The sequence below is a fragment of the Anaeromyxobacter sp. Red801 genome (assembly GCF_049201065.2).
Lineage (GTDB): Bacteria > Myxococcota > Myxococcia > Myxococcales > Anaeromyxobacteraceae > Anaeromyxobacter.
This window is the reverse complement of the sequence record NZ_CM181236.1, coordinates 3043772-3069491: the sequence shown is the minus strand read 5'-3', so window position 1 is coordinate 3069491 and position 25720 is coordinate 3043772. Positions and strand designations below refer to the sequence as shown.

Annotated in this window: 24 protein-coding genes, 1 tRNA gene and 1 pseudogene; 17 read left to right on the top strand and 9 right to left on the bottom strand. The window is 73.1% G+C overall.

The features are described from left to right. Positions 1-79 precede the first annotated feature (79 nt). The 6 genes from hemB to ACOQFB_RS14135 all read left to right on the top strand — a co-directional run bounded on the left by hemB (position 80) and on the right by ACOQFB_RS14135 (position 5858). Complete coding sequence (gene hemB / locus ACOQFB_RS14160; protein ID WP_059438614.1) at positions 80-1105, top strand: porphobilinogen synthase; 1026 nt, start codon at positions 80-82, stop codon at positions 1103-1105. 2 nt (positions 1106-1107) lie between these two features. Next, positions 1108-1320: a DUF4177 domain-containing protein gene (locus ACOQFB_RS14155; protein ID WP_237758077.1), complete on the top strand. Its 213-nt coding sequence runs from the start codon at positions 1108-1110 to the stop codon at positions 1318-1320. 4 nt (positions 1321-1324) lie between these two features. After that, positions 1325-1858, top strand: coding sequence for an RDD family protein (locus ACOQFB_RS14150; RefSeq protein ID WP_059438616.1), 534 nt, complete (start codon positions 1325-1327; stop codon positions 1856-1858). A 67-nt stretch (positions 1859-1925) separates the two neighbouring features. Further along, positions 1926-4112, top strand: coding sequence for a D-alanine--D-alanine ligase family protein (locus ACOQFB_RS14145; RefSeq protein ID WP_421610601.1), 2187 nt, complete (start codon positions 1926-1928; stop codon positions 4110-4112). Between the two features lie 102 nt (positions 4113-4214). Beyond that, complete coding sequence (locus ACOQFB_RS14140; RefSeq protein WP_421610600.1) at positions 4215-5678, top strand: DmpA family aminopeptidase; 1464 nt, start codon at positions 4215-4217, stop codon at positions 5676-5678. A gap of 72 nt (positions 5679-5750) precedes the next feature. Next, positions 5751-5858, top strand: a complete 108-nt coding sequence (locus ACOQFB_RS14135; RefSeq protein ID WP_193388360.1) for an aminopeptidase — start codon at positions 5751-5753, stop codon at positions 5856-5858. Positions 5859-6020: 162 nt separating this feature from the next. Here ACOQFB_RS14135 and ACOQFB_RS14130 read toward each other — a convergent pair whose 3' ends face one another. Beyond that, on the bottom strand, positions 6021-7133 hold the full coding sequence (locus tag ACOQFB_RS14130; RefSeq protein WP_059437998.1) for a hypothetical protein: 1113 nt from the start codon (positions 7131-7133) through the stop codon (positions 6021-6023). 288 nt (positions 7134-7421) lie between these two features. On the opposite strand from ACOQFB_RS14130, the gene ACOQFB_RS14125 reads away from it, so the two are divergent. The 4 genes from ACOQFB_RS14125 to ACOQFB_RS14110 all read left to right on the top strand — a co-directional run bounded on the left by ACOQFB_RS14125 (position 7422) and on the right by ACOQFB_RS14110 (position 9779). After that, the gene (locus ACOQFB_RS14125; protein ID WP_421610599.1) at positions 7422-7703 is read left to right on the top strand and encodes a hypothetical protein; all 282 of its coding nucleotides are present in this window, start codon (positions 7422-7424) and stop codon (positions 7701-7703) included. A gap of 9 nt (positions 7704-7712) precedes the next feature. Further along, positions 7713-7785 (top strand) — tRNA-Ala (locus tag ACOQFB_RS14120). 152 nt (positions 7786-7937) lie between these two features. After that, positions 7938-8588, top strand: coding sequence for a hypothetical protein (locus ACOQFB_RS14115; RefSeq protein ID WP_421610598.1), 651 nt, complete (start codon positions 7938-7940; stop codon positions 8586-8588). A 591-nt stretch (positions 8589-9179) separates the two neighbouring features. Then, positions 9180-9779 (top strand): hypothetical protein, encoded by a 600-nt coding sequence (locus tag ACOQFB_RS14110; protein ID WP_421610597.1) that lies wholly within the window; start codon positions 9180-9182, stop codon positions 9777-9779. A 300-nt stretch (positions 9780-10079) separates the two neighbouring features. Here the strand turns inward: ACOQFB_RS14110 and ACOQFB_RS14105 are convergent. The 3 genes and pseudogenes from ACOQFB_RS14105 to ACOQFB_RS14095 all read right to left on the bottom strand — a co-directional run. Beyond that, positions 10080-10319 (bottom strand): annotated as a pseudogene (locus ACOQFB_RS14105) (helix-turn-helix domain-containing protein); the annotation flags it as partial. Between the two features lie 143 nt (positions 10320-10462). Continuing rightward, positions 10463-11200: a hypothetical protein gene (locus tag ACOQFB_RS14100; RefSeq protein WP_421610596.1), complete on the bottom strand. Its 738-nt coding sequence runs from the start codon at positions 11198-11200 to the stop codon at positions 10463-10465. 665 nt (positions 11201-11865) lie between these two features. Then, a complete protein-coding gene (locus ACOQFB_RS14095) occupies positions 11866-12768 on the bottom strand; it encodes a LysR family transcriptional regulator (RefSeq protein WP_421610595.1) in 903 nt (300 codons plus the stop codon). Between the two features lie 234 nt (positions 12769-13002). On the opposite strand from ACOQFB_RS14095, the gene ACOQFB_RS14090 reads away from it, so the two are divergent. From ACOQFB_RS14090 to ACOQFB_RS14070, 5 genes are all read left to right on the top strand, one after another. Further along, on the top strand, positions 13003-14133 hold the full coding sequence (locus ACOQFB_RS14090; protein WP_421610594.1) for a thiamine pyrophosphate-dependent dehydrogenase E1 component subunit alpha: 1131 nt from the start codon (positions 13003-13005) through the stop codon (positions 14131-14133). Between the two features lie 96 nt (positions 14134-14229). Next, positions 14230-15504: an ATP-grasp domain-containing protein gene (locus ACOQFB_RS14085; RefSeq protein WP_421610593.1), complete on the top strand. Its 1275-nt coding sequence runs from the start codon at positions 14230-14232 to the stop codon at positions 15502-15504. Positions 15505-15547: 43 nt separating this feature from the next. After that, a complete protein-coding gene (locus ACOQFB_RS14080) occupies positions 15548-16351 on the top strand; it encodes a class I SAM-dependent methyltransferase (protein ID WP_421610592.1) in 804 nt (267 codons plus the stop codon). 195 nt (positions 16352-16546) lie between these two features. After that, on the top strand, positions 16547-17188 hold the full coding sequence (locus ACOQFB_RS14075; protein ID WP_421610591.1) for a DUF5343 domain-containing protein: 642 nt from the start codon (positions 16547-16549) through the stop codon (positions 17186-17188). Beyond that, positions 17188-17751 carry a Swt1 family HEPN domain-containing protein gene (locus tag ACOQFB_RS14070; protein ID WP_421610590.1) on the top strand — a complete coding sequence of 188 codons (564 nt, stop codon included), beginning with the start codon at positions 17188-17190 and terminating at the stop codon, positions 17749-17751. The genes ACOQFB_RS14075 and ACOQFB_RS14070 overlap by 1 nt, the downstream gene beginning before the upstream one ends. Positions 17752-18019: 268 nt before the next feature. Here the strand turns inward: ACOQFB_RS14070 and ACOQFB_RS14065 are convergent, their stop codons facing one another. The 5 genes from ACOQFB_RS14065 to ACOQFB_RS14045 form a co-directional block, all read right to left on the bottom strand. Further along, complete coding sequence (locus ACOQFB_RS14065; RefSeq protein WP_421610589.1) at positions 18020-19393, bottom strand: CUAEP/CCAEP-tail radical SAM (seleno)protein; 1374 nt, start codon at positions 19391-19393, stop codon at positions 18020-18022. Between the two features lie 43 nt (positions 19394-19436). Next, positions 19437-19715, bottom strand: coding sequence for an oxidative damage protection protein (locus ACOQFB_RS14060; RefSeq protein WP_012525478.1), 279 nt, complete (start codon positions 19713-19715; stop codon positions 19437-19439). 172 nt (positions 19716-19887) lie between these two features. After that, on the bottom strand, positions 19888-20094 hold the full coding sequence (locus ACOQFB_RS14055) for a helix-turn-helix domain-containing protein (RefSeq protein WP_011421488.1): 207 nt from the start codon (positions 20092-20094) through the stop codon (positions 19888-19890). A gap of 100 nt (positions 20095-20194) precedes the next feature. Further along, positions 20195-20941, bottom strand: coding sequence for a response regulator (locus ACOQFB_RS14050; protein WP_059437986.1), 747 nt, complete (start codon positions 20939-20941; stop codon positions 20195-20197). 35 nt (positions 20942-20976) lie between these two features. Further along, positions 20977-22200 (bottom strand): molybdopterin molybdotransferase MoeA, encoded by a 1224-nt coding sequence (locus ACOQFB_RS14045; RefSeq protein ID WP_421610588.1) that lies wholly within the window; start codon positions 22198-22200, stop codon positions 20977-20979. Between the two features lie 111 nt (positions 22201-22311). On the opposite strand from ACOQFB_RS14045, the gene ACOQFB_RS14040 reads away from it, so the two are divergent. Together ACOQFB_RS14040 and rnr are read left to right on the top strand one after the other, a co-directional pair. Beyond that, complete coding sequence (locus ACOQFB_RS14040; protein ID WP_421610587.1) at positions 22312-23157, top strand: TIGR00266 family protein; 846 nt, start codon at positions 22312-22314, stop codon at positions 23155-23157. 1 nt (position 23158) lies between these two features. Then, positions 23159-25720 (top strand): ribonuclease R, encoded by a 2562-nt coding sequence (gene rnr / locus ACOQFB_RS14035; RefSeq protein WP_421610586.1) that lies wholly within the window; start codon positions 23159-23161, stop codon positions 25718-25720.

Sequence of the window (25720 nt, the reverse complement as noted above, 5' to 3'; positions counted from 1 at the left end):
GGCGGCCCGGCGGACCGGGTGGACCCCCGGGGCACTCGGCCGCCTTTCCCGGCGGCGCCGACTGCGCTAGAAAACGCCCATGCCTTTCCCCCAGCACCGCCCCCGCCGCATGCGCCGCACCGAGGCCCTCCGGAGCCTGGTGCGCGAGACCACCCTCGCCCCCCAGCACCTGGTGTGGCCGCTGTTCGTGCTCCCCGGCGCGAAGGTGCGGAACCCGGTGAAGAGCATGCCGGGCGTGTTCCAGCTCTCGGTGGACGAGCTGGTCGCCGAGGTCCAGCAGGGCTGGGAGGCGGGCGTCCGCTCGGTCATCCTCTTCGGCATCCCCTCGCACAAGGACCCGCAGGGCACCGAGGCGTACGCCGACGACGGGATCGTCCCGCAGGCCATCCGGGCGCTGAAGGAGAAGGTGCCCGGGATGGTGGTGATGACCGACGTGTGCATGTGCGAGTACACCGACCACGGCCACTGCGGCATCCTCAAGGCGTCGAAGGCCGGCGGCCCGAGCAAGGAGCTGCAGGTCGACAACGACCTGACGCTGCCGCTCCTCGCCAAGGAGGCGCTCGCCCACGCGCGCGCCGGCGCCGACATCGTGGCGCCCTCGGACATGATGGACGGCCGCGTGGCGGCGATCCGCGCCGAGCTGGACGGCGCCGGCTACCAGGACGTGCCCATCCTCTCCTACGCGGCGAAGTTCGCGGGCGCGTTCTACGGCCCGTTCCGCGACGCGGCGGAGAGCGCGCCGGTGGAGGGCCCGGGCATCCCCAAGGACCGCAAGGGCTACCAGATGGATCCCGCCAACTGGCGCGAGGCGCTCCGCGAGGTGGAGCTCGACGTCGCCGAGGGCGCGGACATGATCATGGTGAAGCCGGCCGTCCCGTACCTCGACATCGTGCGCCAGGTGCGCGACCGCTTCGACCTGCCCACCGCCGCGTACCACGTGTCCGGCGAGTACGCGATGATCAAGGCCGCCGCGGAGCGCGGCTGGATCGACGAGGACCGGGTGGTGCTCGAGACGCTGCTCTGCTGCCGGCGCGCCGGCGCGGACCTCGTGCTCACCTACTACGCGAAGCACGCGGCCCAGCTCCTCACCGGGAAGAAGCGTTGACCGTGCTCCGGCCCGTGCCCCAGCCCGCCACGTACAAGGTCGTCGAGGTCTCGCCGGTGTCCGACGAGACCCTGGAGCGCGCCCTGAACGAGCGGACGGGGGAGGGCTGGAGCTTCGAGTCGCTGCACTTCGTGACGCGCGACGGCTCGCACCGCCCCGCGCTCGCGTACCTGTTCTTCGTCCGCGGCGATCCGCCGGCGGCGCGGGAGCGCTGACCGCATGCGCGATGCGCGGCGAGAGGGGAGCCCGTATCCCAAGGCGGACCTGACGCTCCGGGGGCTGGCCCGCCTCGCCGACCTCACCGTCGCGTTCGCGCTCGCGCAGGTCTCCCCGCAGATCGGGCCGGTGCTCTCGGCCTTCTACCTGCTCGTCGCCGACGGGCTCATGCAGGGCCAGTCGATCGGCAAGAAGGTCTTCGGCGTGCGCACCGTGGTGGTCCCGCGGCGCGCCCCCGCCGGCTACCACGAGTCGATGCTGCGCAACGCGCCGTTCGCGCTCGTGGCGGTGTTCTGGTCCGTGCCGCTGCTCTGGCCGGTGTTCTTCGTGGCCGGGGTGCCCATCGTGGCGTTCGAGGCGTACATGATCGTCTCGGACCGGCTCGGCATCCGCATCGGCGACATCTTCGCGGACACGCAGGTGGTGGACGGGAAGGTGCTCGCCAAGGACGACGCCGTCGTCCGCGACCTCACGCCCGTCAGCCCGGCGCCGCCCAGCCCGCCGGCGAGCGCCACGCGCCAGCGCGCGGCCGCATGAAGCCTCCACCAGCCAGCGCCGTCCCGCCTCGAGCCCCGCGTCCCCACGGGCCGGGAGAGGTCTCCCCATGCGCATCGCCCTGACGCACAACCTCCGGATCTCGGACTCCGAGGAGGAGGCCGAGTTCGACACCCGCGAGACGGTGGACGCGCTCGCCGGCGCCATCGAGCGGCTCGGCCACCGCGTCGAGCGCATCGAGGTCTCCGGCCCGGCGTCGCGCACCGTGACGCGCCTCGAGGCGTTCGGGCCGGACCTCATCTTCAACACCGCCGAGGGCCGGCGCGGGCGCTTCCGCGAGGCGTTCTTCCCGGCGCTGTTCGACGAGCTGGGCATGCCGTACACCGGCTCGGACGCGTACGCGCTGGCGGTCACGCTCGACAAGCAGCTCACCAAGCTCGTGCTGGCGCAGAAGGGCGTCCGGACGCCGCGCTGGCAGTACGTCGAGGAGCCCTGGCAGCTCCAGGTGAACGCGCTCCGCTACCCGGTCATCGTGAAGCCGAACTTCGAGGGCAGCTCGAAGGGCATCACGCAGGACTCGGTGGTGGACGATCCCATGCGCCTGCACGAGGTGGTGCAGGACGGGCTGGCGCGCTACCCGGCGGGCCTGCTCGTGGAGGAGTTCGTGGTCGGGCGCGACCTGACCGTCCCGTTCCTGGAGGCGGCCGCGCCGGACCGGCACGGCGTGCTCCAGCCGGTCGAGTACCTCATCGACCCCGCCGTCACCGCCGGCCGCAAGTACGCGATCTACGACTACGAGCTGAAGACCAGGCTCGACAAGGCGGTGTCGGTGCGCGCGCCCGCCAAGGTGAAGCGCGGGCAGGCCGAGCGGATCCAGCAGCTCTGCGAGACCGTCTACCGCGAGCTCGGCATCCGCGACCTGGGGCGCATCGACCTGCGCCTGGGCGACGACGGCGAGCTGTACTTCCTCGAGATCAACGCGCTGCCCTCGCTGGAGCCCGGCGCCGGCATCTACGCGGCGGCGGCGCTGGAGGGGCTGCACGAGGACGCGGTGCTCGGGGCGGTGATCCAGAGCGCGGTGCAGCGCTGGAACATCGTGGACAAGAGCGCCCGGCGCGGGCGGCCGCGGCGCACCGAGCGGCTCAAGGTCGGCTTCAGCTTCAACGTGAAGCGCGTCACCCCCGACCCCGGCGGCGAGCAGGACGAGGAGGCGGAGTACGACTCGCCGAAGACGCTGCAGGCCATCCGCGAGGCCATCGCGAGCTGGGGCCACGAGGTGGTGGACCTGGAGGCGACCCAGGACCTGCCGCTGCAGCTCGCCTCCACGCCGGTGGACGTGGTCTTCAACATCGCCGAGGGGTTCAAGGGGCGCAGCCGCGAGTCGCAGGTGCCGTCGCTGCTCGAGCTGCTCGACATCCCGTACACCGGCTCGGATCCAGCGGCGCTCTCGGTCTCGCTCGACAAGGCGCTCGCGAAGCGCATGGTGCGCACCCACGGGATCCTCACCCCCGACTACCTGGTGCTGAACACCGGCAACGAGCGGCTGCCGCGCGAGCTGACCTTCCCGCTCATCGTGAAGCCGGTGGCGGAGGGCACGTCGAAGGGCGTCACCCGCAAGTCGGTGGTCCGCGACGAGCTCGAGCTGCGCGAGGTGGCCCGCGAGCTCATCGCCAAGTACCGCCAGCCCGCGCTGGCGGAGGGCTACGTCTCCGGCCGCGAGTTCACGGTGGGCCTGCTGGGCGAGCGGCGGCCGCGCGTGCTCCCCCCCATGGAGATCGTGTTCCTCGACGCGCAGGACCCCACGCCCATCTACTCGTTCGAGATGAAGCAGGACTGGAACGAGCGGATCCGCTACGAGGTCCCGGCGAAGCTCTCGCCGCGCGAGCTGGAGCGCCTGGAGAAGGCGGCGCGCGAGTGCTTCACCGCGCTCGGCTGCCGCGACGTGGCGCGGCTCGACTTCCGCATGGACGCCGAGGGGCGGATCCACTTCATCGAGTGCAACCCGCTCCCCGGCCTCGCGCCCGGCTGGTCGGACCTCGTGCTGATCGCGCAGGCCGCCGGCATGGACTACCGCGGGCTCATCGGCGAGATCCTCTCGTTCGCGATCCGGCGGTACCAGGAGCGCGAGCGCGAGCGGGAGCGAGCCCGCCGGGCGCAGGCGGCCGCCGAGCGCGAGGCGCAGGCGGCCACGCCGCAGGGCAACGGCGCGCCGGGCGGGGAGGCGCCGGCCGGCGGGAACGGCGGGACGGGCGGCGAGGCCGGCGAGCGGCGGCCGCAGGCGCCGCACCGGCACTGATCGGCGCCGCGCCCCGGCGGGAGCCCCGCGGCCGGACCGGCCGTCCGCGCCCGGGCGGGATTTCCGCTTCGCCCGGGGCGGCGGGTGGCGTAAGTCTTTCGCATGCCCGAGACCGCACCGAACGAGCCGCGCTGTCGCGCCCGCGACCTGGGCATCTCGCTGGGCCGCTACAAGCCGGGCCGCTGGAACGCCATCACCGACGTCGCCGGGGTGCGCGTCGGCCACTCCACCGTGACCCGCGGGGCCGGCCCGCTCCGCGTGGGCAAGGGGCCGGTCCGCACCGGCGTCACCGCGATCCTCCCCAACCCCACCAACGTGTTCGAGGACCGGGTGGTCGGCGGCGGCTTCGTGCTGAACGGCGCCGGCGAGGTCTCCGGGATGACCCAGCTCCTGGAGTGGGGGCTGGTGGAGACGCCCATCTTCCTCACCAACACGCTGTCGGTCGGCGCCGTGTCGGACGCGGCGGTGAAGTGGATGGTGGAGCGCTACCCCGGCATCGGCGACGAGCACGACGTCATCATCCCGCTCGTCGGCGAGTGCGACGACTCGTGGCTGAACGACATCGCCGGCCGGCACGTGAAGGACGAGCACGTCTACGAGGCGCTCCGGACCGCCAGCGACGGGCCGGTGCCGGAGGGGAGCGTCGGCGGCGGCACCGGCATGATCACCTGCGACTTCAAGGCGGGGATCGGGACCTCCAGCCGGAAGCTCCCCGAGACGCTGGGCGGCTACACGGTGGGCGTGCTGGTGATGTCCAACTTCGGCGTGATGCGGCAGCTCCGCATCGGCGGCCTGCCGGTGGGCGAGGTGCTGGAGGCCCGCTACCGCCCGGCCAACCGGCGCACCCGCAACTACGGGTCGATCATCGCGGTGATCGCCACCGACGCGCCGCTCATCACCCACCAGCTCAACCGCCTCGCCAAGCGCGCGGCGCTCGGCATCGGGCGCGTCGGCTCCACCGCCATGCACGGCTCCGGCGAGATCGTGCTGGCGTTCTCGACCGCCAACCAGGTGCCCCGCGAGACCAACAAGATGGTCTACCGGATGAAGATCCTGCTCGACCAGCGGCTCGACCCGCTCTACGAGGCGGTGATCGAGGCGACCGAGGAGGCCATCCTGAACGCGCTCTGCATGGCGCGGGACATGGAGGGCGTGAACGGCAACGTGAGCAAGGCCCTGCCGCTCGACGACGTGAAGGAGATGGTCACGACCTGGCAGGCGGACGCCGCGCGCCAGGCGGCCGCTCCCCCGATGCGCGGCCGGCGGCCGCCGGGGCCCGACGCCGCCGCGCGGTCCCGCACCGCGCCGCCCGCCTCGGCCGCGAAGCCGACCGCGGTCCGCGGCGCCGAGGGCATGGCGCGGCCCGCCCGCCCGCCCGGCGCCGCGGGGCCGGGCGCGGGCCAGGGGAGCCCCACGCGCATCGAGCGCCAGGACGCGCGCAGCGACTCGCAGGAGGCGAAGCGCGAGGCGGCGGAGCCGCGCCGGGAGGAGCCTCGGGGCGCGGGCGCGCGGGGGAAGGACGGGGCGGGACCGCGCCCCGACGGCGGGGGGTCCGGCGAGGGGTAGGCGCGGCCCGCGGCCGGCGACCGTGGTATACAGGGCGCCCCGCGTTTCGCGGTCCCTTTTCCAGGAGGACGCATGGCGAACTCGAAGAGCAAGCACAACCGCATGAAGTCCCGCCGCCGCCAGCAGTGGAAGGCGCGCAAGAAGCGCCAGAAGGCGGCCACGAAGTCCTCGAAGAAGTAGCCCCGCGTCCCGTCCGGACGCGAACGGCGGGCCGGCATCGCGCCGGGCCCGCCGTTTCGTTTTCGTCTCCGCCGCGCCCTTCGATCCGCTCACCCTGGGCGCAGGCCGCGCCGGCAGGCGCGGCCGGAGTCGAAGGGTGATCCCGTCGACGTGAGCCGGGCCTCAGAACCGGAAGGACAACCCGAGCTCCGGCCCGGTGAAGTCGGCCGAGGGCGCCTCGGTGCCGTCGCCGAACACGTGGATGGCGCGCCAGCCCATGGTGACGGCCAGCGGGCCGCCGCGGAACGCCACGGCGGCGCGCGAGTCGGTCACCGCGATGGGCAGCGGCGTGACCCGCGCGTGCCCCTCGAGGCCGATGGGCCCGATGAGCCCGAGCTGCCCCGAGACGCCGACGTCCGGGCCGAACGACACGTCACCCGCGTGCGTCTTGTCCGCGAACGCGCCGGTGCGCGGCATCGAGAGCATCGAGCCGCCCGCCTCCAGCCGGAGCTGGACGGAGGGCTCGGAGAGGAACGCCCAGGTGACGTGGGCGGTGCCCCAGCCCAGCGCGTCGCCGCTCGCGCCCGGCAGCCGGGTGAGCCCGTCGCGCTCCAGGCCGTCCACGCTGGCGTTGAAGCCGAGCGTCGGCGTCTCGATCGCGATGGCCACGCCGCCGGTGTAGCCGTCCGGCACGGCGGCCACCCGCGCGTCGAGGCGCAGCGTCACCGGGTCGGGCGCGGGCGGCGGGTAGTACGCGCCGCTGCCGTCGCCGGCGACGGTGCCCGGAGGGCCGCCGTACGGGCTCGGGTAGAGCGGGTAGTAGCCGTAGCCCCAGCCCCAGCCCCACCAGAACGGCGCGGCCGCGACGACGGCCACGCCCGGCGCGACGGCGTAGCCGCCGCGATAGCCGCCGCGGCCCGGCGCCGGGGCCGACGGGTAGGGCGCCGGCGCGCCGCGGTAATAGGGCGCGGGGGCGGCGCGGTAGGGCGCGGGCGCGCCGCGCGTGGCGTACGGGGCGGCTCCGCGGGGCGCGTAGGCGTAGCCGCCGGGCGCGTAGGCGCGCGGGGCCGCCGGCGCGCCGCGGGCGTACGGCGCCGGCATGGCGCCGGGCACCGGCGCCGCCACCGGACCGCCGCCGCGGAAGCCGCCGCGTGGACCGGCCGCGCCGCCGCGCGGTGGGCCGCCGCGTGCCGGCGCGCGGGCGCTGCCGCGGACGGTGGACCGATCGTCCCGCGCCGCCGCGAGGGCGGGCGGAAGCGCGAGCGAGAGGGCGAGCAGGGAAGCGGTGAGCCGCATGGGACACCTCCGGAAGGACCGGGGTAGCAACGGCGGTGCCACCTCCTCCCGCGGAGGGAGCGCCCGGCGCGGAGACCGCGGGATCGCGGGCGCTTTCCGCGCGCGCGGCGCGGCCGCGGGCCGGGCCCGAGCGGCCGGGTGACGCTGCGCGAGGACAGCGGTGTGACGGCGCCGCCCATCCGCGCGGAGCCCGGCCGCGGCAGGCGACAACGGCCTTGACTGCCGCGCCGCCCTCGCGTTAATCACTGCCCCTCCCGAGCGGTCCTCGATGGCCGGGCGGGAACGCGAGTGGCAGGGAAGCTCTTCGAAGCGCTGCGGGATCGGCTGGTGCTCCGATCGCAGATCGGGAAGCGGAAGCTGGACCGGACCGCGACCCGGCGAGCGCTGGACAGGGCCCTGCGCGACCTCGGCGAGCGCTTCGGCGCGCTGGCCAGGGCCGGGCGGGTGACGGTGCCGGCCGAGCTCGCGGCGGTGGTGAAGCAGGCGCAGGACCTCGAGCTCCGGCTCGAGCAGCAGGAGCGGGACCTCGCGGAGCTGGAGCGCGAGAGCCCCGCAGGCAGCACGACATAGAAGATCTTCGGGCCCGTGGCGCAGCTGGGAGCGCGTCTGAATGGCATTCAGAAGGTCACCGGTTCGATCCCGGTCGGGTCCACAGTAAAAACGGGCGGTTAGACTAGTTCTAGCCGCCCGTTTTCTTTTTTTGGGACTTGGGCGGACCGCTCGAAGTGTTCGCGGCCCTAATGGGTCAGTATCGGGGCTGCGGTTCAGGTAACATCCGACCGGCCGAATCTTGGGAGCGCGCTGGTGAAACAGGAAATTCGGTATCCGGGCAAAACGGCCTCGCGTGGAGGAACGCGGCTAGACGTCCAAAAGGACGGGAACGGCTTCCTCGTGCGCGTCGCGGATGACGACTACGTTCCCGAGCGGATTATCGTCGCCGACTACGTCTGGGTCGGTCGTGCTGACGACGGGGTGACGATCATCTTTGGGAAGAAGAAGCTGTACACGGACCCCGAGCATCCGGTCCTTTCGTACGCGCTGAACGTGACCATCCCGTTGTTCCCATTCTGCGCTCAGACCCTTCCCTCTATCGAAAAGCCCGGGGACAGTGGGGAGCCGTTTATCCAGACGGTTCAACGCATTTTAAAGTCGGACGGCTACCGCGAGCTGACTGCAATGCCGGTCGCTGTCGCGGCGGACAAGGAAGCGCACGTTCGCGCGAACGCTACCTTGATGGCCGTGAGCGAAGACGAATTTTCTGTAGATCTGCTGCACCTAGACGCATACACGGCTCGGCGGGCCATGCGTGGAGAGCCGATTCATACGACCGTGTCCGGCGTCAGAGTCGCGATGACTCCAAACGTGGCGCTACTGCTCATGACGGAAATGATGCGTGTGGGCAGGGCGATTCTGGAAGCTGAGCCGGAACTGCGGCGCAAGATTCCCGCGGAGTAGGCGAATGGCACTCTTCGACGTCGAGATTAACGAGTTGAGCTTCGGCGAGAGGCCCGGCCCTCGCGCGCAGGGCACCAGGGGCGCAGCACGTCGCCCTCGCGAAGTGCGCTTCTACGTCTCTCGCGCAATGGTCGGCGTCACCTTGGGGGCCGCGCTTTGGCTCTCTCAGGGGCAGGTTGCTAGCGTGGACAGCGTCCACACGGTCCGGCGAACCGAATCGACGGGCAGCGCAAGGGTCGCCGGGTCGCTTACACAGCGCGATGTGAAAAAGGGCTTCCGCGTTAAGGGTAAGCTTGCGCCGCACGATCTCGAAGTCGTTGCGGTGGCGGATTCTGCTGGCTCAGGCTCGGACGATGCGTTCCCGGATGGCTTGTACCAGGTTCACGGACCGTAAGGAACGTTGTTGTGTACAGAGCCGCGCCGAGTAACGCCCTGTACCAGGGCGATGTGGTCCTTGTCCCTGAACTCGTACTGGCGGATCGGACGCCGCAGGTTCTGTCGTGGGAATCCACGAAGCGCCTCTGCCCGGGGTGTAACAAGCGCGTCCGAGAGAAGGCTGTCTGCGAACTCTGTGAGCGCACGCTTCCAGAGGTGCAGAAGAGCTACGTTCGTATCGAGAACGTTCTTGCGCGGCAAGAGGCGAACGAACAGGTATTCGTGAAGCCGCCGACCGTCCTCTCGCTGCTGAAGGTGCAGGCGGTCATGATCGAGTCGCACGGCTGCGACATCGATCGCCAAGGCGACGTGTGCGGATGGTTGGTGCGTCCGCTCAACGCGCTGAGCGCAAAGCAGCAGGACTCGGTCCGTGCCGGGGACAACGGCTCACTGATGTTTCTGCAGCCCACGGGGACCGTGCCGGACGCGGCCGTCGACTTCAATGCCGCAGTGAAGATTCCGGCTTGGTTCCTGGGCGAGAGTTCGTCCTTCATGAACGTGTCGTTAGGGCGCGAAGAGAAGGCGCTTATGCCTTTTCGCGAAGTGATTGAGTCGCGCGTGCTTTCGCTGTCCGGGAAGGGACTAAAGACGCTCTACGAACGCAAGATCCGCCACCTGACGAGGATCGAAATCGAACTCGACGAGGAACCCGAGATCGTCGACGAAGCGTCGCGTCCGAACGCTCCTCACCCTGTACGCGGCTGGACCGTGGTTGCGCCCAAGTGGCTTACCCGTTCGATGAGTTCGGCCGCGTGACCGTCCGCGTGCGGGCCGCCTCCCTCCGTTCCGCAATCTCGAGCTGCCGTCGGTGGTCGGAGTGACTGTACCGGTGCGCCATCCGCGGCGACGCCCACCCGCCGAACGCCATCAGATTTGCGAGGCTCGCGCCAGCCCGGCCGGTCTCGGTTCGCCGACGTGGCGCATCAAGTGAAGCCACACGCGCTCGACACCGGCGGCCTTCGCGGCGGCAGCGAACGCGCGGCGCGCGTCGGGGATCAGCCCGAACACGAGCCCGTCCTCCCGCTCGGGTAAGCCCTCGAGGACCTGGGCTGCGTCGACGGCCTCGCCACGCCGGGCCTCGTCGAGCCGCTGCTGCGTCGGGTGCCGCTGCACCTCCGCCTCGGCGCCGCCGCGCAGGTACCGACGCACGGTGTTGCGGGCCAGCCCCAGCTCGCGCGCGATCCGCTTCGCGCCCCAACCCTTCGCCGCCAGGTCCCGCATCTGCCTGACCGCCTCCGCCTCGACCATCGGCACCTCCATCGTCTGGGGTGCCACGGCCGCCACTTCGCTGACCATCTCCACCTCCTCGCTGAAGGCGGGAGGGGGTCAGAAGTTGTGTCGCAAGGGGGTCAGTTATCCTGTCGCTCTACATCTGCCGATGAACTACCTCGACGGCCGGGGCGCTATCCCGACCGAGCGCTGACGGGGTCCGGGGACTTCTACGCGGCGGCGGGGGGTGCCGTCGGTGCGACAGCGGTCGGCTTTTCCCTAGCTAACGCTTGCTCCTTCGCTGTGCGCAGGTCAACGATCCGGTCTTGCCACCGACCGCGCTTGTCGAGATCCGAGAGCACCTCCTCCAGACGCTCCAGCCTGGCAACGAAATCTCCCGGCCAACCCGAGAGCAGCGACTTAGTGAAGTTGGGGAGGAGGTCTTCGGTGATGACCCGAGTGGTTCGACCGAGATTCAGTTCGTCCTCAGCCCTTGCCTGTGAAAGCGCAGCATCGAGCAGGCTGTCCATCGCGCCGATGTAAGACTTCTGTTCGGCGAGCATCGCACCCTGGACGTGAAACACGGCGCCAGTCAGCCGCGCCGCATCGCGGTCGAGCCGCTCCTTCATCGTCGCAAACTCGGCTGTGTGCTCCGTGCGAAGAAGGGCCAGTGCGTCATCGACCTTCTTCGTGATCGCGGCGGCGTTAGCCTCCATCTCGCTTCGAATGGACGCGAGGTCCTGCTTGTACGCTTCGGCGAGCGCGGACTTCGCCTGCTCGACCTGGATCTTGACGGTCTGAGTGACCGCTGATTCCTCCAGCTTGAAAAGCCTGCGCTGGTACAACGTGAGGAGCAGCGGAACTATGAGGCCGATGACCAGGCCGAGAACCGATCCGAAGATCAGCAGATGGTCCCAGGAGGTCCGGTAGAAGGCATCGACCTTCTCGAATATCTCGATCGGCGTCATGGGCCCCAATTGTAGAGCATGGCCCGACGTCTTGGGGTTGATCAGGCGACCCCGCATAGATCAGGCCCTGGGCTCCTCGCGAGGGGAGCCCGTCGGCGCAGCGGCGTACCCGCGCCATACCCCCAGAACGACCCCCGAACTCCCCGGGAGCCGCTCGCGTATCCCGCGACAGCCTGGCAAGTTCGCGTGACTGCTAGGCTTATGGGCAAAGTGGCCGCTGAAGTGGCCGCTGAGGAAAAATCCTGACCGCCGTCTTCTTTCGTGTGCCCCGAGTGTGCCCCGTCGGCGCGCCGGCTGCCGGCCAGAGCCGCCCTGCGCCTCTGAAACCGATGGTCAGCGACCGAACCAGTACGCGTGCATTCTCGACAGGAACTCACGGTCCAGGGGGAGCCCGGACCGCGACCCGATCACCGCGTCGATGCCGCAGCGCGGGCAGAGCGCGGTCTGGCCGACCCCGGCCTTGTCCTCGTCGATCCACTCCTGGATCTCCGACGGGGAGAACGTCTCGAGGCAGTAGAAGCAGCCGCAGACGTCGCTCGCGAGGAGCGCTGCGCGGTGCCCCCCCCGCAGTGTCGATGCGCCGCCTCGAGGTTCGCGTCGTGGCGATGGCGGGAGCATACCTCGCCGACGCGCCTCGCCCACGGATCGGCGCCGGGTCGGGTCTCTCACCCCGCCCGCGCGGCGGCGCGCGGCGCGGCCACCCGCGCGCACTCGAGCAGCGCCTCGGCCGCGCGGGAGAGCGGCGCGTCGCGACGGTGCACCAGCAGCACCGGGCGCGGGAAGCGCATCTCACGCACGGTCAGGCCGACCAGCTCGCCGCGGGCGAGCTCGGGCTCGGCGACGCGGGCGGGCATGAGCGCGACGCCGACCCGCTCGACGACCAGCCGCTTCACCGCGTCGAGCGTGGGCAGCTCCATCACGATGTCGAGCGGGGTCCGGTGCCGCGCGAACGCCTTCACCACGCGCTCGCGGTTGGGCGAGCGGACGTGGTGCGCGAGGAACGACTCGCCGCCGAGCTGCCGGATGGACACGGTGCCGCGGCGGGCGAGCGGGTGCTCGGGCGGGACGAGCAGCACCAGATCGTCGGTGGCGATCTGCTGCGCCACCAGGCCCGGCTGCGACGGCCGGAAGGTCACGACGCCGAGCTCGACGTCGCGCCCGAGCACCGCGGTGGGGATGTCGCGCGCCAGGCTGCGGTGCACCTCGACGCGCAGGCGCGGGTGGCGGCGGCGGAACTCCGCGAGGACGGGGAGCAGGTGCGTGGCGGTGTACTCGTTGGCGGCCACCGCGACCGTGCCGCGCTGCAGGTCGCGCAGCGCCTCGAGCGCCTCGCCCGCGTCGCGCCGCAGCTTCAGCATCCGCTGGGCGTAGTCGTGCAGCACCTTGCCCTCGGCGGTGAGGCTGGCGTCCCGCGACGAGCGGTCCACCAGCGTCGCCCCGACCTCCTCCTCCAGCCGGCGCAGCGCCTGGCTCACCGCGGGCTGGGTGCGCCGGAGGCGCTCCGCAGCGCGGGTGAAGCTGCGCTCCTCGGCGACGGCGGCGAGCAGCTCCAGCTGGGCGAGATCCATGCGGACGTCCTCCGGGGGCGGGCGCGCCATCTTATCAACGCGTGTGATGCTTACATCACCACAATCACTTGGACTTATGCTCGCCCTCGCCGCTAGGGTCGGACCGTGCGTTCCACCGTACGTCCCGAGAAGGCCGATCCCCGCCGTCCCCGCGTCCCCCGCGTACGCGCCGTCCCCGCGCCGGCGCCGTCGCCGTCGCCGTCGCCGTCGCGCAGCCTGCCGGCCGGCGGCGGCATGGCGGCGGACGCCGCGGGAGGGTGGGAGGCGGCGTTCCCGATCTTCCGGGTGCTGGACGACCACGGCGACGCGGACCCGCGCCACGCGACGCTCGGGCCGCAGGAGGCGCTCGAGCTGCACCGGCACCTCGTGCGCGCCCGCGCGCTCGACGCGCGCATGACGGCGCTGCAGCGCCAGGGCCGCATCGGCTTCTACGTCGGCGCCGAGGGCGAGGAGGCGTGCGTGGTGGGGGCGGCCGCCGCCATGGCGCCGCAGGACTGGCTCTTCCCGTGCTACCGCGAGCACGCCGCGGCGCTCCTGCGCGGGCTCCCGCTGGACGCGTTCCTCTGCAACCTGTTCGGCAACGCGGGCGATCTCGCCCGCGGCCGGCAGATGCCGTGCCACGAGACCTGGCGCCCGGGCCACTACACGTCGGTGAGCGCGCCGCTCGGCACCCAGCTGCCGCACGCGGTCGGCGCCGCCTGGGCGGCCCGGCTGAAGGGCGAGGACATGGTGTCGCTCACCTGGTTCGGCGACGGCGCCACCAGCACGCACGACTTCCACACCGCGCTCGGCTTCGCCGGCGTGCACGAGGTGCCGGTGGTGTTCCTGTGCCGCGCCAACGGCTGGGCCATCAGCACGCCCACCGCGCAGCAGACGGCCGCGGAGACCATCGCGCAGAAGGGCATCGCCTACGGCGTGCGCGGCGAGCGGGTGGACGGCAACGACCTGCTGGCGGTGCACGCGGCGACCCGCCGCGCCCGCGCGCGGGCGGCGGCCGGGGAGGGGCCCACGCTCCTCGAGTGCGTCACCTACCGCGTCGGCCCGCACACCACCTCCGACGATCCGCGCGGCTACCGCGACGACGCCGAGGTGGCGCCCTGGCGCGCACGGGACCCGCTCGAGCGGCTGCGCGTGCACCTGGAGCGGACCGGCGCGCTCGCCCCGGGCGCGCACGCGGCCCTGCTGCGCGAGGCCGACGACGAGATCCGCGCCGCGGTGGCCCGGGTCGAGGCGCTGCCGCCGCCGGCGCGCGAGAGCCTGTTCGAGGACGTGTACGCCGCGCCGCTCCGGCAGCAGCGCGAGCAGCGCGACGAGTGCCTGGCCGTCCCGCCCGCGGGCGCGGCGCACCCGTCCCGCCGCGGCTGACCCCGGGCGCCCGGCCATCGCCGGCCGCGGCCTGGATCCGGCCCGACGGCGTGCCGGTTGCCCGCGCGGCCGTCCGGCCGCATAAACTCCGGCGCCATGCCCACGCCGAACGGAGCGCTGCTCCTCCTCGTCCCCACCACGAGCTACCGCCTCGACGACTTTCGCGACGCCGCCCGGCGCCTGGGGGTCCCGCTGCTGGTCGGGAGCGATCGCTGCCACCAGATCGAGGACACCTTCGGTCCGGAGGCGGGGCTCCTCTCCCTCGACTACCGCAAGCCCGAGCACGCCGCCGACCAGATCGCCGAGGCCGCCCGCACGCGGCCCATCGCCGGGATCGTGCCGGGGAGCGACCCGACCGCCGTCATCGCCGCGCTCGCGGCCGAGCGGCTCGGGCTGCCCTACAACCCGCCGGTCGCCGCGCGCCGGGCCGCGGACAAGCACGCCATGCGCGTCACGCTCCGCGACGCGGGGGTGCCGGTGCCCGGGTTCCACCTCCACGCGCTCGACGAGGACCCGGAGGCGGCCGCCCGCGCCGCCCCGTACCCGTGCGTGCTGAAGCCGCTCATCTTCTCGGCGTCGCGCGGCGTGATCCGCGCCGACGATCCGGCCGGCTTCGTGGCGGCCTGGCGCCGGATCCAGCGCCTCCTCCACGACACCCGCGTCGAGCGGCGCGCCCGCGAGCGCGAGTCGGCGGGCAGCGTGCTGGTGGAGGCGTTCGTGCCCGGCGCCGAGGTGGCGCTGGAGGGGCTGCTGCGCGGCGGCCGGCTCGAGGTCCTGGCGCTGTTCGACAAGCCCGACCCGCTCGACGGCCCCTACTTCGAGGAGACGATCTACGTGACGCCGTCGCGCCACCCGGCCGCGCTCCGCGCCGAGGTGGAGCGGATCACCGCGGCCGGCGCCGCGGCGCTCGGCCTGCGCGAGGGGCCGGTGCACGCGGAGCTGCGCCTGTCGCCGCAGGGCCCGGTCGTGCTGGAGATCGCGGCGCGCTCCATCGGCGGCCTCTGCTCGCGCACGCTGCGCTTCGGCGCGGGCCTCTCGCTGGAGGAGGTGCTGGTGGCGCACGCCATGGGCCTGCCGCTCGAGCAGCTCCGGCGCGAGGCGCGCGCCTCCGGCGTGATGATGCTGCCCATCCCGCGGCGCGGGATCCTCCACGGCGTCCGGGGCGTGGACGACGCGCGGGCGGTGCCCGGCGTCGAGGACGTGGTGATCACCGTGCCCGAGGGGCGCGAGGTGGTGCCGCTCCCCGAGGGCGACAGCTACCTCGGCTTCCTGTTCGCGAAGGGCGAGACGCCGGAGGAGGTGGAACGCACCCTCCGGGAGGCGCACCGCCGGCTGTCGTTCGACATCCGGGCCCCGCTGCCGGTCGCCTGATCCGGGACGTGCGCGCCGGACCGCTCCCGCGCAAGGGGAGGGCATGTCCGCGGATCCCTCGGCGCACGACGTCTGGGACGTCGGCGCCGGCTACGAGGCGTACATCGGCCGGTGGAGCCGGCTCGTCGCGCGCGAGGTGGTCGCGTGGCTGGGGGCGGGACCGCGCGGCCGCTGGCTCGATGCGGGCTGCGGCACCGGCGCGCTCGGCGACGCGATCGCGGCGCAGGCGGCGCCGGCGGTGGTCGTGGGCCTCGACCGGTCGCTGGGCTTCGTCGCGCACGCGCGCGGCCGCACCGGCGGCGCCGGCCGGGCCTTCGTCGCCGCGGACGCGCAGGTCCTGCCGGTCCGCGACGGCGCGTTCGACGCGGTGGCCTCCGCGCTGGTGCTGAACTTCGTCGCCGAGCCGGCGCGCATGGTGGCGGAGCTGGCCCGGGCGGCGCGGCCGGGCGCGCCGGTGGCGCTGTACGTCTGGGACTACGCCGACGGCATGGAGTACATCCGGCGCTTCTGGGACGCGGCGCGCGCGCTCGACCCGGCGGCCGCGGCGCTCGACGAGGCGGTGCGGTTCCCGATCTGCGCGCCCGGGCCGCTCTCGGCGCTGCTCGAGGGCGCGGGCCTCGCGGGCGTCGAGGTGCGCGCGGTGGAGGTGCCCACGGTCTTCCGCGACTTCGCCGAGTGCTGGGCGCCGTTCCTGGCCGGCCAGGGGCCGGCGCCCGCCTACGCCATGTCGCTCCCCGAGGATCGCCGCGCGGCGCTGCGGGACGCGTTCCGGGCGGCGCTCCCGGTGGCGCCTGACGGTACGATCCCGCTCCGCGCCCGCGCCTGGGCCGCGCGCGGCCGCCGCTGAGCGCGCGCGCCCGCGATCACCCGCGTCCGTCGCCGCCGAGCCCGTCGACCTGACGGACCGTTGGCTCCCATCCAACGGGGATTTCAAGTAAACCCAGCGTAAATAGTGGAAAGGCTTACGGTATTTCGGTGCGCGGTCACGTCTGGCACATCGCGTCCCGTACTGAGTGTCGGACGGAGGGTGTAATTGACTCGGATGCCCGCAAACCTTCCCTACCTGGCTAGCTACAAAAACGTTGGAGTGCTGTTCGACCGGATCGCCTCGGCCAAGGCGCCGGATGCGTTCACCACCCGTTACCTATCGGAGACGATTGGGTTGAAGAGCGCCGGCGATCGGCAGCTAATCGGGCTTCTGAAGACTCTTGGCTTTCTCGATCCGGCGAGCAGCAGGCCCACACCGGAGTACGGAAGGCTCAAGAACCGGCAGGTCGCGAAGGCTGCGATCGCGGAAGGCATTCGGAGAGCGTACGCGCCGCTTTACGATTCAAACGAAGACGCGCACAAGCTCGATCTCGAGAGCATCAAGGGGCTTGTCGCTCAGGTCGCGGGCTCAGACGAGTCGATGACCAAGAGGATCGTCGGCACGTACAACGCTCTCGTGAAGGTCGCGGACTTCTCCGGCGTGGCAAGCGGGGACTCGTCTCCGGATGTTCCGGAGAAGGTGAACGGGGGCGAGTCACCCGCCGCGCCATTTCGGGCAGAACCTCCCATGCCCGTCACGGTTCCCAAGGGGATGCGGTCGGAGTTCCATTTCAACATCCAAGTCCATCTTCCATCGAACGGGACGGAAGAGACCTACCTGAACATCTTCAACGCTATCCGCCGGACGTTCTCGTGATGGATCGCGACAGGTTGGCGATGTTCCTCATGCTTGGGCAGACCGCGCGTCGAGTAGCGCACGCTCATCCGGAAACCGTCCCTCCGGAGTCTCTCCGCATCTCTGGTTCGCTGGACCTTGCGGTCGTTCTGCCGGCAGAAGTCCGAGACGCATCGAGAGCGGCCGAGGTCTACAGACTGTTCTTTGTCTTTGAGCAGTACCTGCGCGACTTAGTTCTGGGCGTCCTCTCGGAGAAGGACAAGGAGAACTGGTGGACTCGCGTTCCGCCGGACGTCCAAACGGAGGTCGCGAAGCTAGAAGAGAACGAGGAGACGAAGTTCTGGATGGGCCTCGGGTCGCGGGACAAGATTTCGCTGACCACGTACCCCCAGTTACTCCGGATCATCGAACATCTCTGGAAGGAAGATTTCGAGGAAGTGCTGCGCGACCGCTCGCTTGTTCAAGAGGCACGCCATGTCGCGCACCTTCGGAACATCACGTGCCACATGAATGTAGTCCCGATCGAGGAGGTCGAGCGGGTTCGGATCGTGTTGCGCGACTGGTTCAGAGCGGTCGCTCCCTAGTCCGGCGCGCGTACGCGCGCGGCGTCATCGTGCCCGTGGTATGGCGCGGTCACGTCGGACGGGTCGAGACGTCATACTTGGTTTCGTTGAGGACCGGAGCGGTTCGGATGCGCCGTGTTCACTCATCGTGGTTGTCTGTTTCAGGCGGCACATCGAAGTCGCGGAAAACAACTGTTGAACCGCGGCGTTCCATCGCCGGCTGGTGAACTTCGAACTCCGGCCCGTCGTCTTTCTCTCCGAACCGGAGAGCTTTCCGGGTCGGCTCTGCTCAACAGAACCAGCTCTCGGTGAGGCGCGGCACGCGGCGCTGGTCGGGCGCGAGCACGCGGACGTGGCGGTGCGGGAGCCCGGCCGCGGCGAGGACCAGCGCGCGGACGCGCGCGATGGTCTCGAGCGGCGGCGCGTCGCGCGCGGCGCCGGCCTCGACCTCGGCGGCGATGCGCGGCTGGAGCGCGTCCATGCGCGGATCCGGGTGGCGCCAGCGCCAGGTGAGCGCGGCCGCGTCGAGCCCCTCGAACGCGATCCCGGGCGCGCGCTCCAGGAGCGAGCCGGGCGGCACGAGCAGCCGGATGGAGAGCTGCACCGGATCGAGGTTGGGGAGCATCCCCTCCGCCTCGAGCACGTCGAGCAGGTCCACCAGGTCGTCGAGCGTCCCCCAGGGCGTGAACGGCATCAGCGTGGGGCGGAGCGGCACGCCGGCCGCGGCGCAGGCGCGGAACGCGGCGACGGCGTCGGCGCGGTCGTGGCCCTTGTCGAGCGCGGCGAGCACGCGATCCGAGAGCGCCTCGACCGCGGAGGTGACGAACACCGCGCCGAGCCGGGCCAGCTCGGCGACCGCGTCCACGTGCGCCACCAGGTGCGAGACCTTGGCGGTGAAGTCGAAGGTGAGCGCCGGGAAGCGCGCGTGCACGGCGCGCGCGACGCGGAGCGCGTGGGTGGGGCCGTTCAGGAAGTCGGGGTCGCCGAAGGTGACGTGCGCGGCCCCGAGCGCCACCTGCCGGGCCACGTCCTCGACCACCGTCTCGACCGGGACCGCCACGAAGCGGCCGCGGTAGACCGGCGGGATGGGGCAGTGGCGGCAGAGGTGCTTGCACCCGCGGGTCGCCTCGGCGTAGCCGGCCACCCGGAGCGTCCCGTCGGCCGCCGCGAGGCGCGCGTAGCGCGACAGGGCCGGGAGCGCGGCGCGGCTCGGGACCGGGTAGTCCAGCCGGGCCCGCGGCGCGGCGTCGCCGCCGCGCTGGACGAAGCGGCCGAGGTCCTCGCCGCGCTCGAGCGCGACCGCCAGCGCGACGAGGTCGTCCTCGCACTCGCCGCCGAGCACGGCGCTCGCGCCGGCCGCGAGCAGGAGATCGGCGTGGAGCGGCGCGTACAGGCCGTGGAACGCGATCGCCGCCGCCGGGTGGAGCGCCCGCACGCGCGCGGCCGCCTCGAGCCCGAGGCGCAGCGCGGTGTGCATGGGGACGGAGATCGCGACGAGGCGCGCGGCGGCGACGCGGGCCGGGTCGAGCGCCTCGACCGCGAGGTCGAGGCAGGCGGGCGCGAAGCCGGCCCGCTCCAGGAAGGCGAGCGGCAGCGCCAGCCCGTGCGGCTGGTGGCCGAGCTCGTAGGTAGAGACGAGGAGGATCTCGCCCGGACGCCGCACCGTGCGCTCCCGCGTCACCTCGCCCGCCGCGCCGGCGGGGCGGCTAGCCCTTGGACGGCGGCGGCCGGTAGTCGGGCGGGAGCTGCGCGTTCTCGCCGAAGAAGAACTGCTCGGCCTGCTGGTAGAGGATCTCGGTGGTCCGCGGGTCCGCCGGGGCGAGGCGGTACTCGTTGAGGATCATCTTGAAGTGCTCGAGCCAGAGCTTCCAGGCGTCCTGCGAGATCGAGTCGTAGATCCGCTGGCCGAGCTCGTTCGGGAAGGGCTTGTAGGCGAGGCCCGGCAGCTCACGGCCGAGCTTCTTGCACATCACCATTCGCGCCACGCCGACGTCCTTTCGAAGGTGGAGGCCGGTCGGGGGGCGGGACCGGCGGACCGCGGGAACATAAGCGATCTCCGCGGCGGACGCCACGTGGACGGGCGCGGGTGGGGGGAGCGGTGCGCGGCCCGGCGGGCGCGCGACGCGGTGGGCCGCGCCGCGCGCGCGGGCCGGTGGATCAGGACAGCAGGGACGTCGGCGAGACCGACAGCGCCTTGGCCAGCGACTCGAGCGTGTCGAGCGGCGGCGTCCGCTGCCCGCGCTCGAGCATGGAGATGTACGAGACGGACAGCCCGGCCTTGGCGGCGAGGGCTTCCTGGGAGAGCTTGCGGCGGAGGCGTTCGCTCTTGAGGTTGACGGCGAACTTGTCGGCGAGTGCGGCCATGGTGGCTCCCTGCGGTGTCACGGTGGGTGATTTGCGGAATCCGCAACCCGGACTGCGGGTTCCGCACACCGAGAGAAATAACACCTCTCGCGGGGCGTTTCTACCGCGAGGTTGTCCCGTGTCTCCTCGACCTGGACGGAAGGGGCACCTGATACCGTGCGAGAAGTCGCCTCAGCGCGAAGTACGAGATCCCCAGCGCGCGCGCCAGGCCCTGGCTGTCCCCCTCGAAGAGGCGCGCCGAAGCGGTGAGGTAGCGCCGCGCAGCCTCCTTGAACGGGAGCACGTCCTCGCGCGCCTGCGGCGGGCGGAACCCGGGCATGGCGCGGGCGAGGTCGCCGGAGAGCTGCGACAGGCGCGCGCGGGCCTCGTCCACCTCGGCCTCGCCCTTCTCGATGAGCCGCGTGAGCCGGCGCCGGTCGAGCGCGAGCTCCAGGGCGCGCTCGAATGCGAGCGGCTCCGGCTCGTCCCGGTACTCGTGGAAGAAGTCCGCGCCGGCCATCACCGCCGCGACCGCCTCGGAGGCAGGGGCACCGGCCGTGAACGCGAGGATGGCGAGGTCCGGGCGCCGGGCGCGCAGCTCCTGGATGACCTCGAGGCCGTTGCGGCGGGGCATGACGAGGTCCACCGCGACGGCGGTCACCTGCGCCGTGGCGCGCCGCAGGGCCTCCTCGCCGTTGCGCGCCACCAGGATGCGATAGAGCGGGTAGCGCCCCAGCACCTGGGCGCGCTGCCGCCCCGGAACGGACTCCAGGTGCCGCTTCACGACCTCGAGGTGGAGGTCGTCGTCGTCGGCGAGGAGGAGGACGTGGTCGTGCTCCTCCGGGCGTTCCCATCGCGCGCGGGCCATTGCGCGCCCCTCATACCACGGACGGGGGGTGGGCTTCACCCATCGTGCCGCACGTCGGCGGCGAGCAGGATCGCGCGGACCCGGGCGCCGCGCGCGAGCCGCGCGCGGCCGGGCGGGAGGACGGCCAGCGCGGCGTGACCCGTGGTGGACGAGAGGTTGCCGCTGACCTGGGTCCGGAGCGGCTCGAGCACGAGCTCGTCCCCCGAAGGCCGCACGCGGCAGCGCAGGTACACGGTGAGCTCGGCCGGCTTCTCCTGCGCGGCCGCGAGCCGGCCCGTGGCCACCACGCGGCCGCTGCCGGGGAGTCCCGCCAGCGCGCGGAGCGCCGGGCGGACGAACAGCTCGAAGGTCACCAGCGTGCTGGCCGGATTGCCGGGGAGCCCGAACACCGCGGTCGCGCCCCACAGCCCGAACGCGAAGGGCTTGCCGGGGCGCATCGCGACCCGCCAGAAGTCGAGCCGCGCCCCGGCGCGCTCGAGCGCGGCGCGCACCAGGTCGCGCTCGCCCACCGAGACGCCGCCGGAGGTGAGGAGCGCGTCGGCGCCGCGGGCGGCGGCGAGCGCGGCGGCCAGGCTCGCGGCCTCGTCGCGGGCGGGGCGGAGCAGGATGGGCTCGCCCCCCGCCTCGCGCACCGCCGCGGCGAGCGCGAGGCCGTTCGAGTCCACCAGCTCGCCGGGCCCGGGGATGCTGCCCGGCGGGACCAGCTCGTCGCCGGTGGGCAGGATCGCGACCCGCGGGCGCCGGCGCACCACCAGCTCCGCGCGACCGATCCCGGCCGCGAGCCCCACCGCGCCGGGGTCCACCACCGTCCCGGCGGCGATCGCCACCGCGCCGGCCGCGAGGTCCGAGCCGCGCGCGCGCACGAAGCGCCCCGGCTCCGCCGCGCGGCGGAACACCGCGGCCTTGCCGGCGCGGCGCACCTCCTCCTGCATCTCCACGGCGTCGGCGCCCTCGGGCAGCGGCGCGCCGGTGAAGATCCGGCAGCAGCTCCCCGGCGGCAGCGGCGCGGCGGCGGGCCGGCCGGCGTACACCTCGAACGCGATCGGCAGGCGGGCGCCGGCGCGGCGCGCGTCGGCGGCGCGGAGCGCGTAGCCGTCCATGGTGGAGGCGGCGAACGCGGGGAGGTCGCGGTCGGGGACGAGGTCCTCCGCCAGCGCCCGGCCCACCGCGTCGGCGAGCGGCACGCGCTCGCCGGGCAGCGGCGCGAGCGGGGAGAGGGCGGCCAGGATGCGCGCCCGGGCGGTCTCTGGGGTGAGCACGGACCGTTTATACACCCGGCCGGCGAGGCGCCCGCGCGGGCGGGCGGGGCGGTGGGCGCGCTCCCCCGCCTTCCGCCCCTGGCCCTGGGGCATCGCGTGTAGACTCGCGCCATGCGCTGTCCCAACTGTGGAGACGAGGCCGGGCCCGACGCCACCTGCCGCGCGTGCGGCGCGGTGCTGCGCGCCGGCGCGGCCGCCCCCGCGGCCGGGGACGTGCTCGCCACCACCTCCGCCGCGAGCACGCTCCGCTACCAGCTCGTGGGCGGGAACGCGTTCGCGTGCGCGCGCGTGGAGCTCGCCGCCGGCCAGTCGATCCTGGCCGAGGCGGGCGCCATGGTCTCGATGAGCGGCAACGTGGACCTGCAGTCGCGGATGCAGGGCGGGGTGATGGGCGCGCTCCGCCGGATGGTCACCCGCGAGTCGGTCTTCGTCTCGACGTTCACGGCGATGGGCGGGCCGGCCGAGGTGCTGCTCGCCCCGCCGGTGCCGGGCGACGTGATCGGGCTGGAGCTGGAGGGGCGCACGCTGCTGGTGCAGTCCTCCTCCTGGCTCGCCTCGGACCCGGAGACCCGCATCGACACCGAGTTCGCCGGCTTCCGCGGCCTGTTCGCGGGCGAGGGGCTGTTCTTCATCCGGCTCTCCGGCCGCGGCACCGCGCTGCTCTCGTCCTACGGCGCCATCGTGCGCCGGCCCATCCCGGCGGGCGGGCGCTACGTGGTGGACACCGGCCACGTGGTCGCGTTCGACGCGGCCATGCCGTACCAGGTGCGCAAGGCCAGCCGCCGCGGGTGGCTCCGCTCGATCGTGTCGGGCGAGGCGCTGGTGGCCGAGTTCGCCGGGCCGGGCGAGGTGTGGCTGCAGACGCGCAACCTCCAGGCGCTCGCGGGCGCGCTGTTCCCGCTGTTCCCCACGCAGCACCAGGGCGGCACGGATCTCGGCCGCCTGTTCGGAGACTAGGATGCAGCGCGACCTGCAGGAGCGCCGCCGGGCGGCGCTGATGGACGAGCTCCGCAAGGCCGAGGGCAAGGCGCTCTCGGTGCGCGAGGTGATGCAGCGGGGGAACATCCACGCCGGCCAGCGCACCGAGGTCAAGCGCATGCTGCGCGACCTCGCGCGCGAGGGCCTGCTGCTCCGCGACGGGAAGCGCTTCTCGCTGGCGGGCGCGAAGCCCGCGGCGGCGGAGCGGGGCGGCAGGCGGCCGGGGCGCCCGGGCGACGGCGCCGGGCCGGGGCGGCTCGCGCCGTCCGCGCGCGGCAAGGGGCTCGCGGGCGCCGCGGGGCGGGCCGCGCGCACCGGCGGCGTGCTCGGCACGCTCAAGAAGCACCGCGACGGCTTCGGGTTCGTGGCGCGCATCGACCGCAAGGGCGAGGACGTGTTCGTGCCGCCGCACGAGGCGGCGCGCGCGCTCGACGGCGACCTGGTGCGCCTGGAGATCGTCCCGGCGCGCGGCGGGCGCACCGCGGGGAAGATCGTCGAGGTGGTGGAGCGCCGGCGGCGGCTGCTGGTCGGCACCTACCACGCCCGCGGCAAGCAGAGCTTCGTGGTCCCCGCCGACGCCGAGCTGGAGGGCTACGTGCCGGTGGCCGAGACCGCGGCCGCCCGCGACGGCGAGGTGGTGAAGGTCGCGCTCGACCCGGAGAGCCCGGAGCTGCGCGGCGAGGTGGTGGAGGCGATCGGCCGGCCCGGCGAGCCGCGCGTCGAGGTGCTGAAGGTCGCCTACGCGCGCGGCTTCGCGGACGTGTTCCCGGAGCCGGTGCAGGCCGAGGCGGTGGAGACGCCGGACCACGTCCGCTCCGAGGACTGGCGCGGGCGGCGCGACCTCACCGCGCTGCCGCTCGTCACCATCGACGGCGAGGACGCGCGCGACTTCGACGACGCGGTGCACGTGGAGCGGCTGCCCTCGCGCAAGGGCAAGCCCATGTACCGGCTGGTGGTGGCCATCGCCGACGTGGCCCACTACGTGCGCGCCGGCACCGCGCTCGACCAGGAGGCGTTCCGGCGCGGCACCAGCGTCTACTTCCCGATGCAGGTGCTGCCCATGCTGCCGGAGCGGCTCTCCAACGGGATCTGCTCGCTCAACCCCGAGGTGGACCGGCTCTGCATGGTCGCCGACATGGTGGTGGACGGGCGCGGCGAGGCGCAGACGGCCGAGGTGTACGAGGCGGTGATGCGGAGCGCCGCGCGCTGCACCTACACCGAGGTGGCGCGCGTGCTCGCCGGCGAGCGGGTCCCGGGCCGCGAGCGCTTCCGCGAGTCGTTCGAGCTCATGGCCGAGCTGCAGGACAAGCTCACCGCCATGCGGCGGCGCCGCGGCAGCATCGACTTCGACCTGCCCGAGGCGAAGATCGTGCTCGGCGACGACGGCCAGGTCGCGGCCATCGAGCGCCGCCCGCGCAACCGCGCGCACCGCATCGTCGAGGAGTTCATGCTCGCCGCCAACGAGGCGGTGGCGCGCTGGTTCGGCGCGCGCGACCTCTCCACCATCTACCGGGTGCACGGGCTGCCCGACGAGGAGAAGCTCCAGGCGTTCCTCGACCTCGCGGCGGCGCACGGCTTCGAGGTCCCGGAGCTGCCCGCCGACCCGCGCGCGCTGAACGTGCTCCTGGAGAAGCTGCACGGGCACGCGCAGCAGCGCGCGCTCAACCAGCTCCTGCTCCGGGCCATGATGCAGGCGGTCTACAGCCCGGAGAACATCGGCCACTACGGCCTCGCCGCCGAGCACTACCTGCACTTCACCTCGCCCATCCGCCGCTACCCGGACCTCGTGGTCCACCGGCTGCTCAAGGAGGAGTGGGCCAGGCGCCAGGGGCGGCAGGTGCGCGGCACGCCGGGCGAGGCGCTGGAGGAGATGGCCGCGCTGGCGTCGGAGCGCGAGCGGGCGGCCATGGAGGCGGAGCGCGAGATCGCGTCCTTCTACGCGGCGCTCTTCATGCAGGACAAGGTCGGCGAGACCTTCGACGGCGTGGTGGCGGCGGTCGTGGACTTCGGCGCGTTCGTGGAGCTGAAGCGCTGGATGGTCGAGGGGCTGGTGAAGGTGGAGGACCTCCCCGGCGACTTCGAGCTGGACGTCGTGCAGCACGCGCTGGTGGACGCGGCCGGCGGCCGGGCGATCCGGGTCGGCGACGAGGTGAAGGTCCTGGTGGCGGCGGCGAGCCCGGTGCGGCGCCGGATCGACTTCGTGCTGGCCGGCGCGGAGGCGATGGCGGTCGCGGCGGAGGGCGCGCGCGGCAAGCGCCGGCGCGGTGCCCCGGGCGAGCGCAGGCCGGCCGAGGTGGCCGTGGCGACGCCCGAGGCGGCGGGGGCGCGCGGCCCGGCCCGCGGGCGCGGCAGCCTCGCCGAGGCGCTGCAGCGGCGCGCGGGCGGCAAGGCGCCGCGGCGCGCCGAGGCCGGCGGACGGCGCGCGGGCGCGCAGCCGCGCGGCGGGAAGCAGCAGGCCGGTGGCCGGCGCGCGCAGGGCGGCGCCAAGGCGCGGGGCGGGAAGCAGGGCGGGGGCGGCAAGGGCCGCCGCCGCGGGCGCTGA

Excerpts from the sequence above, each read along its gene's own strand:
- ACOQFB_RS14145 (WP_421610601.1), top strand. The coding sequence starts at position 1,926 with ATGCGCATCGCCCTGACGCACAACCTCCGGATCTCGGACTCCGAGGAG.
- ACOQFB_RS14055 (WP_011421488.1), bottom strand. The coding sequence starts at position 20,094 with ATGGCCGCACTCGCCGACAAGTTCGCCGTCAACCTCAAGAGCGAACGC.
- ACOQFB_RS14130 (WP_059437998.1), bottom strand. The coding sequence starts at position 7,133 with ATGCGGCTCACCGCTTCCCTGCTCGCCCTCTCGCTCGCGCTTCCGCCC.
- ACOQFB_RS14090 (WP_421610594.1), top strand. The coding sequence starts at position 13,003 with ATGGCGGCGGACGCCGCGGGAGGGTGGGAGGCGGCGTTCCCGATCTTC.
- ACOQFB_RS14100 (WP_421610596.1), bottom strand. The coding sequence starts at position 11,200 with ATGACGCCGATCGAGATATTCGAGAAGGTCGATGCCTTCTACCGGACC.
- ACOQFB_RS14150 (WP_059438616.1), top strand. The coding sequence starts at position 1,325 with ATGCGCGATGCGCGGCGAGAGGGGAGCCCGTATCCCAAGGCGGACCTG.
- ACOQFB_RS14140 (WP_421610600.1), top strand. The coding sequence starts at position 4,215 with ATGCCCGAGACCGCACCGAACGAGCCGCGCTGTCGCGCCCGCGACCTG.
- ACOQFB_RS14095 (WP_421610595.1), bottom strand. The coding sequence starts at position 12,768 with ATGGATCTCGCCCAGCTGGAGCTGCTCGCCGCCGTCGCCGAGGAGCGC.
- rnr (WP_421610586.1), top strand. The coding sequence starts at position 23,159 with ATGCAGCGCGACCTGCAGGAGCGCCGCCGGGCGGCGCTGATGGACGAG.
- ACOQFB_RS14040 (WP_421610587.1), top strand. The coding sequence starts at position 22,312 with ATGCGCTGTCCCAACTGTGGAGACGAGGCCGGGCCCGACGCCACCTGC.
- ACOQFB_RS14070 (WP_421610590.1), top strand. The coding sequence starts at position 17,188 with ATGGATCGCGACAGGTTGGCGATGTTCCTCATGCTTGGGCAGACCGCG.
- ACOQFB_RS14135 (WP_193388360.1), top strand. The coding sequence starts at position 5,751 with ATGGCGAACTCGAAGAGCAAGCACAACCGCATGAAGTCCCGCCGCCGC.
- ACOQFB_RS14075 (WP_421610591.1), top strand. The coding sequence starts at position 16,547 with ATGCCCGCAAACCTTCCCTACCTGGCTAGCTACAAAAACGTTGGAGTG.
- ACOQFB_RS14085 (WP_421610593.1), top strand. The coding sequence starts at position 14,230 with ATGCCCACGCCGAACGGAGCGCTGCTCCTCCTCGTCCCCACCACGAGC.
- hemB (WP_059438614.1), top strand. The coding sequence starts at position 80 with ATGCCTTTCCCCCAGCACCGCCCCCGCCGCATGCGCCGCACCGAGGCC.
- ACOQFB_RS14080 (WP_421610592.1), top strand. The coding sequence starts at position 15,548 with ATGTCCGCGGATCCCTCGGCGCACGACGTCTGGGACGTCGGCGCCGGC.
- ACOQFB_RS14050 (WP_059437986.1), bottom strand. The coding sequence starts at position 20,941 with ATGGCCCGCGCGCGATGGGAACGCCCGGAGGAGCACGACCACGTCCTC.